General features: G+C 62.7%; 5 protein-coding genes. All 5 read right to left on the bottom strand.

Annotated features, from left to right (window positions below):
- Positions 1–255: GTP-binding protein (locus ABE463_RS18570; RefSeq protein ID WP_346464516.1), on the bottom strand; the 255-nt coding region annotated here is incomplete at its 3' end.
- Between the two features lie 52 nt (positions 256–307).
- Complete coding sequence (gene fusA / locus ABE463_RS18565) at positions 308–2,449, bottom strand: elongation factor G (protein WP_346469139.1); 2,142 nt, start codon at positions 2,447–2,449, stop codon at positions 308–310.
- A 136-nt stretch (positions 2,450–2,585) separates the two neighbouring features.
- A complete protein-coding gene (gene rpsG / locus ABE463_RS18560; protein ID WP_019186122.1) occupies positions 2,586–3,053 on the bottom strand; it encodes a 30S ribosomal protein S7 in 468 nt (155 codons plus the stop codon).
- Between the two features lie 12 nt (positions 3,054–3,065).
- Positions 3,066–3,440 carry a 30S ribosomal protein S12 gene (rpsL, locus tag ABE463_RS18555; protein WP_017356008.1) on the bottom strand — a complete coding sequence of 125 codons (375 nt, stop codon included), beginning with the start codon at positions 3,438–3,440 and terminating at the stop codon, positions 3,066–3,068.
- Positions 3,441–3,785: 345 nt separating this feature from the next.
- Positions 3,786–8,033: a DNA-directed RNA polymerase subunit beta' gene (gene rpoC / locus ABE463_RS18550; RefSeq protein ID WP_259262185.1), complete on the bottom strand. Its 4,248-nt coding sequence runs from the start codon at positions 8,031–8,033 to the stop codon at positions 3,786–3,788.
- Positions 8,034–8,218: the final 185 nt, after the last annotated feature.

The raw sequence follows: 8,218 nt of genomic DNA, 5'->3' as shown, positions 1-8,218 counted from the left end.
ATGGCCCGGGCAATCGACGTGGGCGTAATGACGTTCGGTGGATTCGTATTCGACGTGTGCGGTCGAGATCGTGATGCCACGTGCCTTTTCTTCCGGCGCGGCGTCGATCGAGGAGTAATCCTTGAACTCGCCACCGAAGCGCTCGGCACCGATCTTGGTCAGTGCAGCGGTCAGCGTGGTCTTGCCGTGATCGACGTGACCGATGGTGCCGACGTTGACGTGCGGCTTGGTGCGCTCGAACTTACCCTTTGCCATTGTTGTATACCTTGGATGTCAGAAATAAGGAGGTGAAGGCCTGAGCTTACGCTCAGGACTTCTTGATCACGGTTTCAGCGATGTTCGACGGAGCCGGCTCGTAATGGTCGAATTCCATCGTGAAGGTTGCGCGACCCTGGGTCTGCGAACGCAGCGAGGTGGCGTAGCCGAACATTTCGCCCAGCGGAATCATCGCATTGATGATTTCAGCCGAACCGTCACCGGTCACGCTCGAACCCTGCAGCATGCCGCGACGACGGCTGACGTCGCCCATCACGTCACCCTGATAGTCGCTCGGGGTCACGATCTCGACCTTCATGATCGGCTCCAGCAGGACCGGCTTGGCCTTGGAGAAGCCCTGCTTGAAGGCCATCGAGGAGGCCAGCTTGAACGCCATTTCCGAGGAGTCGACGTCATGGTACGAGCCGAAGACCAGCTTGACCTTGACGTCCACGACCGGGAAGCCCGCCAGCGGACCGCTGGTGATGGTTTCGCGCAGACCCTTTTCGATCGACGGAATGAATTCCTTCGGAATCACGCCACCGGTGATGTCGTTGATGAACAGGAAGTCGTCCTTGATCAGCGGTCCGATCTTCGGGTCGGCACGATCTTCAGCGGTGATCGGCGACAGCTCGATCACGACGTGACCGTACTGACCCTTACCACCGGACTGCTTGGCGTGCTTGTAGTCCGACTTCACGTCCGCCATCTGGATGGTTTCGCGGTACGCAACCTGCGGCTTGCCGACGTTGGCTTCAACGTTGAACTCGCGCTTCATGCGATCCACGATGATGTCCAGGTGCAGCTCGCCCATGCCCGAGATGATGGTCTGGCCGGATTCTTCGTCGGTCTTGACGCGGAACGACGGATCTTCCTGGGCCAGACGGCCAAGGGCCAGACCCATCTTTTCCTGGTCGGACTTGGTCTTCGGTTCGACGGCCATCGAGATGACCGGCTCCGGGAACACCATGCGCTCCAGGATGATCGGATGGTCCTGCGAGCACAGGGTGTCGCCGGTGGTGGTGTCCTTCAGACCCACGGCCGCGGCGATGTCACCGGCCAGCACTTCCTTGATCTCTTCGCGATCGTTGGAATGCATCTGCAGGATGCGGCCGATGCGCTCCTTCTTGCCCTTGACCGAGTTCAGCAGCTGGTCGCCGGCATTGAGGGTGCCCGAGTAGACACGGAAGAAGGTCAGCGCGCCGACGAACGGATCGGTGATGATCTTGAAGGCCAGCGCCGAGAACGGCGCCTTGTCATCCGACTTGCGGCTCAGGGCGATGCTTTCGTCGTCCACATCGGTACCGGTCACGTCCGGCACGTCGATCGGCGACGGCAGCAGCTGCACCACGCCGTCCAGCATGGCCTGCACGCCCTTGTTCTTGAACGCCGAGCCGCAGTACATCGGCACGATGTCGGTGGCCAGGGTGCGCACGCGCAGGGCTTCGACGATCTCGGCCTCGGTCAGCTCTTCGCCGCCCAGGTACTTTTCCATCAGCTCTTCGCTGGCTTCAGCGGCAGCTTCGATCATGTAGGTGCGGGCCTCTTCGGCCTCCGCCTGCATGTCCGCCGGGACCTCCAGGTACTCGAACTTCATGCCCTGCGAGGCTTCATCCCAATGGATGGCCTTCATCTTGATGAGGTCGACCACGCCCTTGAAGTTTTCTTCGGCGCCGATCGGCAGCTGCATCGGGACGGCAACGGCACCCAGCTTGGCCTTCAGCTGGCCAACGACCTTGGTGAAGTTCGCGCCGGTGCGGTCCATCTTGTTGACGAACGCGATGCGCGGCACCTTGTACCGGTTGGCCTGGCGCCACACGGTTTCCGACTGCGGCTGCACGCCACCGACGGCACACAGCACGAAGACGGCGCCATCGAGCACGCGCAGCGAGCGCTCCACTTCGATGGTGAAGTCGACGTGTCCGGGGGTGTCGATGATGTTGAAGCGGTGCTCCGGCAGGGACTTGTCCATGCCCTTCCAGAACGCGGTGGTGGCAGCGGACTGGATCGTGATGCCACGCTCCTGCTCCTGCTCCATCCAGTCCATGGTGGCAGCGCCGTCATGCACTTCACCGATCTTGTGGCTCTTGCCGGTGTAGAACAGGATGCGCTCGGACGTGGTGGTCTTGCCGGCATCGATGTGGGCCATGATGCCGAAATTGCGGTAACGCTCGATGGGAGTGGTGCGGGCCACGGGAGCCTCTCAATTTCTTGGAATTCGGATGGCCGAACGCCGCCTTTCGGCGGCCTTCGGATTGGCGCGGCACCCCAGGTGCCGCGGGGCAGCACCTAGATGGTGCTGCCGTGCCTGTTTTGCAAGGCCGTCAAACTCACCAGCGGTAGTGCGCGAAGGCCTTGTTGGCTTCGGCCATGCGGTGGGTTTCTTCGCGCTTCTTGATAGCGCCACCACGATTTTCCGAGGCGTCCAGCAGTTCGGCAGCCAGCTTCTTCGGCATGGTGTTCTCACCACGCTTACGCGCCGAGTCGATCAGCCAACGCATGGCCAGCGCCATCTTGCGCGACGAACGCACTTCGACCGGCACCTGGTAGGTGGCACCACCGACACGGCGGGACTTGACTTCGACCGACGGAGCCACGTTTTCCAGAGCCTTCTGAACCAGCTCGACGGAATTCGGGTTCTTTTCGCCGATCACGTCCATGGCACCGTAGACGATCTTTTCAGCGACCGACTTCTTGCCGCTCAGCATCACCATATTGATGAAACGAGCGATGGTTTCACTTCCGTGCTTCGGATCCGGCAGGACAGAGCGCTGCGGCGTATTACCTTTACGAGACATGTGTACTTTCCCTTAGCTCTTCGGACGCTTGGCGCCGTACTTGGAACGGCCCTGGCGACGCTTGGCAACGCCGGAGGCGTCCAGCGAGCCACGCACGGTGTGGTAACGCACACCCGGCAGATCCTTGACGCGACCGCCACGGATGAGGACCACGGAGTGCTCCTGCAGGTTGTGGCCTTCGCCGCCGATGTAGCTAATCACTTCTTCCTGGTTGGTCAGGCGAACCTTGGCAACCTTGCGAAGCGCCGAGTTCGGCTTCTTCGGAGTGGTGGTGTACACGCGCGTGCAGACACCACGGCGCTGGGGGCACTTATCGAGGGCCGGGGAGGCACTCTTATAAGTGGTTGCCTGCCGCGGCTTGCGGACAAGCTGATTGATCGTCGCCATCAGTATGTTCTTCTGAGAGAGGCCAATGAAAAGACTGGCCATGAATGCGGAAATGTGCGAGCAGGCGAAAGACCGGCCTGCTGAGACAGACGATTGTAGCAACCCGGCGAAAACGCAGTCAAATGCGCACGCGCCAAGCCAGCCCTGATCCCGGGCCGTTACAGGGGAGCCTTTTCCATGCCCCCCGTTCAGGTTGTCAAGCCGGTCCTTTGAAAGACCGGCGGGCATCCTACCTCATCGACAGGCATCCCACCAGTGGCCGGTGCCGTCGATTTTGCCGGGAAGGGGCCGACCGGAGTCGGCACCCTGCCCTGCCGCGGGCCCGGCCGGAGCCGGGCCTGCGTATTACTCGTCGCTGCCCGGCGCCTGCTCGGCGTCGGTCGGCTCGACGGCCACGGCGGCAACAGCAGCCACCTCAGCCACCGCCGGCGTGCTGCCGGACAGGGTCTGCATTTCCGAGTCGGTCAGCCCGGAGGCGTTGCGACGACGGTTGGCGTGGTACGCCAGGCCCGTACCGGCCGGAATCAGACGGCCGACGATGACGTTTTCCTTCAGGCCGCGCAGGTTGTCCGAGGTGCCGCGGACAGCCGCTTCGGTCAGCACGCGGGTGGTTTCCTGGAACGAGGCCGCCGAGATGAACGACTCGGTCGCCAGCGACGCCTTGGTGATACCCAGCAGGACCGGATCGAAACGGGCCGGCAGCTCGTTGCGGGTGGCCAGGCGGGCATTTTCCTCGATGACGCGCTGGCGCTCGGCCTGCTCGCCATTCAGGAACTTGCTGGTGCCCTGATCGGTGATCTCGACCTTGCGCAGCATCTGGCGGGTGATCACCTCGATGTGCTTGTCGTTGATCTTCACGCCCTGCAGGCGGTACACGTCCTGGATTTCCTTGACCAGGTAAGCCGCCAGCGGCTCGACACCCAGCAGACGCAGGATGTCCTGCGGGCTCGGCTCGCCGTCCACGACGGTTTCACCCTTGGTCACATGCTCACCTTCGAACACGATGACCTGGCGGTACTTCGGAATCAGCTCTTCGTGTTCCGAACCATCGGTGTCCTTGATGATCAGGCGCTGCTTGCCCTTGGTGTCCTTACCGAAGCTGATGATGCCCGAGCGCTCGGCCAGGATCGCCGGATCCTTCGGCTTGCGTGCCTCGAACAGATCGGCGACGCGCGGCAGACCACCGGTGATGTCACGGGTCTTGGACGCTTCCTGCGGGATCTTGGCGACCACGTCACCCACGCCGACGGCGGCGCCGTCCTGCAGGTTGACGATCGAGCGCGGCGGCAGCAGGTACTGCGCCGGCAGATCCGTGTTCGGAATGGTCAGATCGTTGCCGTTCTTGTCCACGATACGCACGATCGGGCGCAGGTCCTTCGCCTGCGAACCACGACGCTTCGGATCGGTGATTTCACGCGACGCCAGGCCGGTCAGTTCGTCGGTCTTCTCGATGACGGTGACGCCGTCGATGAAGTCGATGAAGCGGATGAAACCAGCCACTTCGGACACGATCGGGTGGTTATGCGGGTCCCAGTTGGCCACGGTCTGGCCAGCCTTGACCGCATCACCGTCCTTGGAGGTGATGGTCGCGCCGTACGGCAGCTTGTAACGCTCACGCTCACGGCCGTGGGCATCGAGCACCGACATTTCGCCCGAACGCGAGACCGCCACCAGCGAACCGCTGGCGTGCTCGACCGACTTCAGGTTGTTGAACTTCACCGAACCGGTGGTCTTGACGGTGATGTTGTCGACCGCAGCAGCTCGCGACGCCGCACCACCGATGTGGAACGTACGCATGGTCAGCTGGGTACCCGGCTCACCGATCGACTGCGCAGCGATGACGCCGACCGCTTCGCCGATGTTGACGATGTGGCCGCGGGCCAGATCGCGACCGTAGCAGTGTGCGCAGACGCCGAACGGCGAGGCGCAGCTGATGGTCGAACGGACCTTGACCGACTGCACCGAGGCGTCTTCCAGCTTGGCCACCCACTGCTCGTCGAGCAGGGTGTTGCGGGTCACGATCGGATCTTCGTCGTTGCCCGGCAGGAACACGTCCTCGGCCACGACACGACCCAGCACGCGGTCCTTCAACGGCTCCACGACGTCGCCGCCTTCCACGATCGGGGTCATGGTCAGGCCTTCGGTGGTACCGCAATCCACCTCGGTGATGACCACGTCCTGCGCCACGTCGACCAGACGACGGGTCAGGTAACCCGAGTTCGCCGTCTTCAGCGCGGTATCGGCCAGACCCTTACGGGCACCGTGGGTGGAGTTGAAGTACTCCTGCACGTTCAGGCCTTCACGGAAGTTCGCCTTGATGGGCGTTTCGATGATCGAGCCATCCGGTCGCGCCATCAGGCCACGCATACCGGCCAGCTGACGGATCTGCGCCTGCGAACCACGGGCACCGGAGTCGGCCATGATGTACAGCGAGTTCATCGACTTCTGGTCGATGGTCTCGCCTTCGGCATTGACCACCTTCTCGGTACCGATGGTGTCCATCATCGCCTTGGCGATGCGTTCGTTGGTGCGCGACCAGATGTCGACCACCTTGTTGTAGCGCTCGCCGGCGGTGACCAGGCCCGACTGGTACTGTTCCTGGATTTCCAGCACTTCGGCTTCGGCCTCGGTGAGGATGCCGCGCTTCTCGTCCGGAATCAGCATGTCGTCGATGCCGATCGACACGCCAGCGCGGGTTGCGTAGGCGAAGCCGGTGTACATCAGCTTATCGGCGAACACGACCGTGTCCTTCAAGCCCAGCTGACGGTAGCTGGAGTTGATCAGGCGGCTGATGTTCTTCTTGGTCAGCTCGGTGTTGGCCAGCGCGAACGGCAGGCCTTCCGGCAGGATTTCAGCCAGCAGGGCGCGACCGATCGTGGTGTCCACGATCGAGGTCTTGTTCTGCTTGTTGCCTTCCTCGTCGGTCACCACTTCGGTGATGCGGACCTTGACGCGTGCGTGCAGTTCCACCACGCGGTTGTCGTAGGCGCGCTTGACTTCGGCGATGTTGGCGAAGGCCATGCCCTCGCCCTTCTTGTTCACCAGCGAGCGGGTCATGTAGTACAGACCCAGCACGACGTCCTGCGACGGCACGATGATCGGCTCGCCGTTGGCCGGCGACAGGATGTTGTTGGTGGACATCATCAGCGCACGCGCTTCCAGCTGGGCTTCCAGCGAGAGCGGCACGTGGACGGCCATCTGGTCACCGTCGAAGTCGGCGTTGAACGCGGTGCAGACCAGCGGATGCAGCTGGATGGCCTTGCCTTCGATCAGGACCGGCTCGAACGCCTGGATGCCCAGACGGTGCAGGGTCGGCGCACGGTTCAGCATCACCGGATGTTCGCGGATGACCTCTTCCAGGATGTCCCAGACTTCGGCTTCTTCGCGCTCGACCAGCTTCTTGGCGGCCTTGATGGTGGTGGCCAGGCCACGACGCTGCAGCTTGGCGAAGACGAACGGCTTGAACAGCTCCAGCGCCATCTTCTTCGGCAGGCCGCACTGGTGCAGGCGCAGGTACGGACCGACCACGATGACCGAACGGCCCGAGTAGTCCACGCGCTTGCCCAGCAGGTTCTGACGGAAGCGACCCTGCTTGCCCTTGATCATGTCGGCCAGCGACTTGAGCGGGCGCTTGTTGGTGCCGGTGATGGCACGGCCGCGACGGCCGTTGTCCAGCAGCGCATCGACCGATTCCTGCAGCATGCGCTTTTCATTGCGCACGATGATGTCCGGCGCGTTCAGCTCGAGCAGGCGGCGCAGGCGGTTGTTACGGTTGATGACGCGGCGGTACAGGTCGTTCAGATCGGAGGTCGCGAAGCGGCCACCGTCCAGCGGCACCAGCGGACGCAGGTCCGGCGGCAGCACCGGCAGCACGGTCATGACCATCCACTCCGGACGGTTGCCCGACTCGAGGAAGGCCTCGACCAGCTTGATGCGCTTGGTCAGTCGCTTGAGCTTGGTTTCCGAACCGGTGCTAGCGATTTCTTCGCGCAGGCGGATCATCTCCGACTGCAGGTCAATGGTGCGCAGCAGTTCGTACACGGCCTCGGCGCCCATGGCGGCATCGAAGTCGTCGCCATGTTCCTGGCGGGCCTGCAGGTACTGCTCTTCGGTCAGCAGCTGGCGGCGCTCCAGGGCGGTCAGGCCCGGCTCGGTCACCACATACGCTTCGAAGTACAGCACGCGTTCGATGTCACGCAGGGTCATGTCCAGCATCAGGCCGATGCGCGAGGGCAGCGACTTGAGGAACCAGATGTGCGCGACCGGCGAGGCCAGGTCGATGTGACCCATGCGCTCGCGGCGCACCTTTGCCAGGGTGACTTCGGTGCCGCACTTTTCGCAGACAACGCCGCGGTGCTTCATGCGCTTGTACTTGCCGCACAGGCACTCGTAGTCCTTGACCGGTCCGAAGATGGCGGCGCAGAACAGGCCGTCACGTTCCGGCTTGAACGTACGGTAGTTGATGGTTTCCGGCTTCTTCACTTCGCCGAAGGACCACGAACGGATCAGGTCCGGCGAGGCCAGCGCGATCTTGATCGCGTCGAAGTCCAGCGTCTGACGCTGCTGGTTGAAGAGGTTGAGCAAGTCTTTCATGGTGTTTCTCCGAAAGGAGGAAATCTTGTCGATGGGGCTGTCGGTTCAGATGTGGCGGGGGGGGGGGGGGGGGGGGCCCCCCCCCGCCCATGACCGCTCACCTCCCAGCCCCAAGGTGAGAGGAATTCGTCTTTTTTTCTTAGTCTTATGCATGCCAAACTTGGACTCGTCGTTCGGAGCTGCGC

The sequence above is a fragment of the Stenotrophomonas sp. TWI819 genome (genome assembly GCF_039673075.1).
In the GTDB taxonomy this organism is placed as follows: Bacteria; Pseudomonadota; Gammaproteobacteria; order Xanthomonadales; family Xanthomonadaceae; genus Stenotrophomonas; species Stenotrophomonas rhizophila_B.
This window is presented reverse-complemented; position numbering and strand designations above follow the sequence as displayed.

Bases quoted from the DNA above. Each gene is read 5' to 3' on its own strand.
- rpsG (WP_019186122.1), bottom strand. From the start codon at position 3,053: ATGTCTCGTAAAGGTAATACGCCGCAGCGCTCTGTCCTGCCGGATCCG.
- rpsL (WP_017356008.1), bottom strand. From the start codon at position 3,440: ATGGCGACGATCAATCAGCTTGTCCGCAAGCCGCGGCAGGCAACCACT.
- rpoC (WP_259262185.1), bottom strand. From the start codon at position 8,033: ATGAAAGACTTGCTCAACCTCTTCAACCAGCAGCGTCAGACGCTGGAC.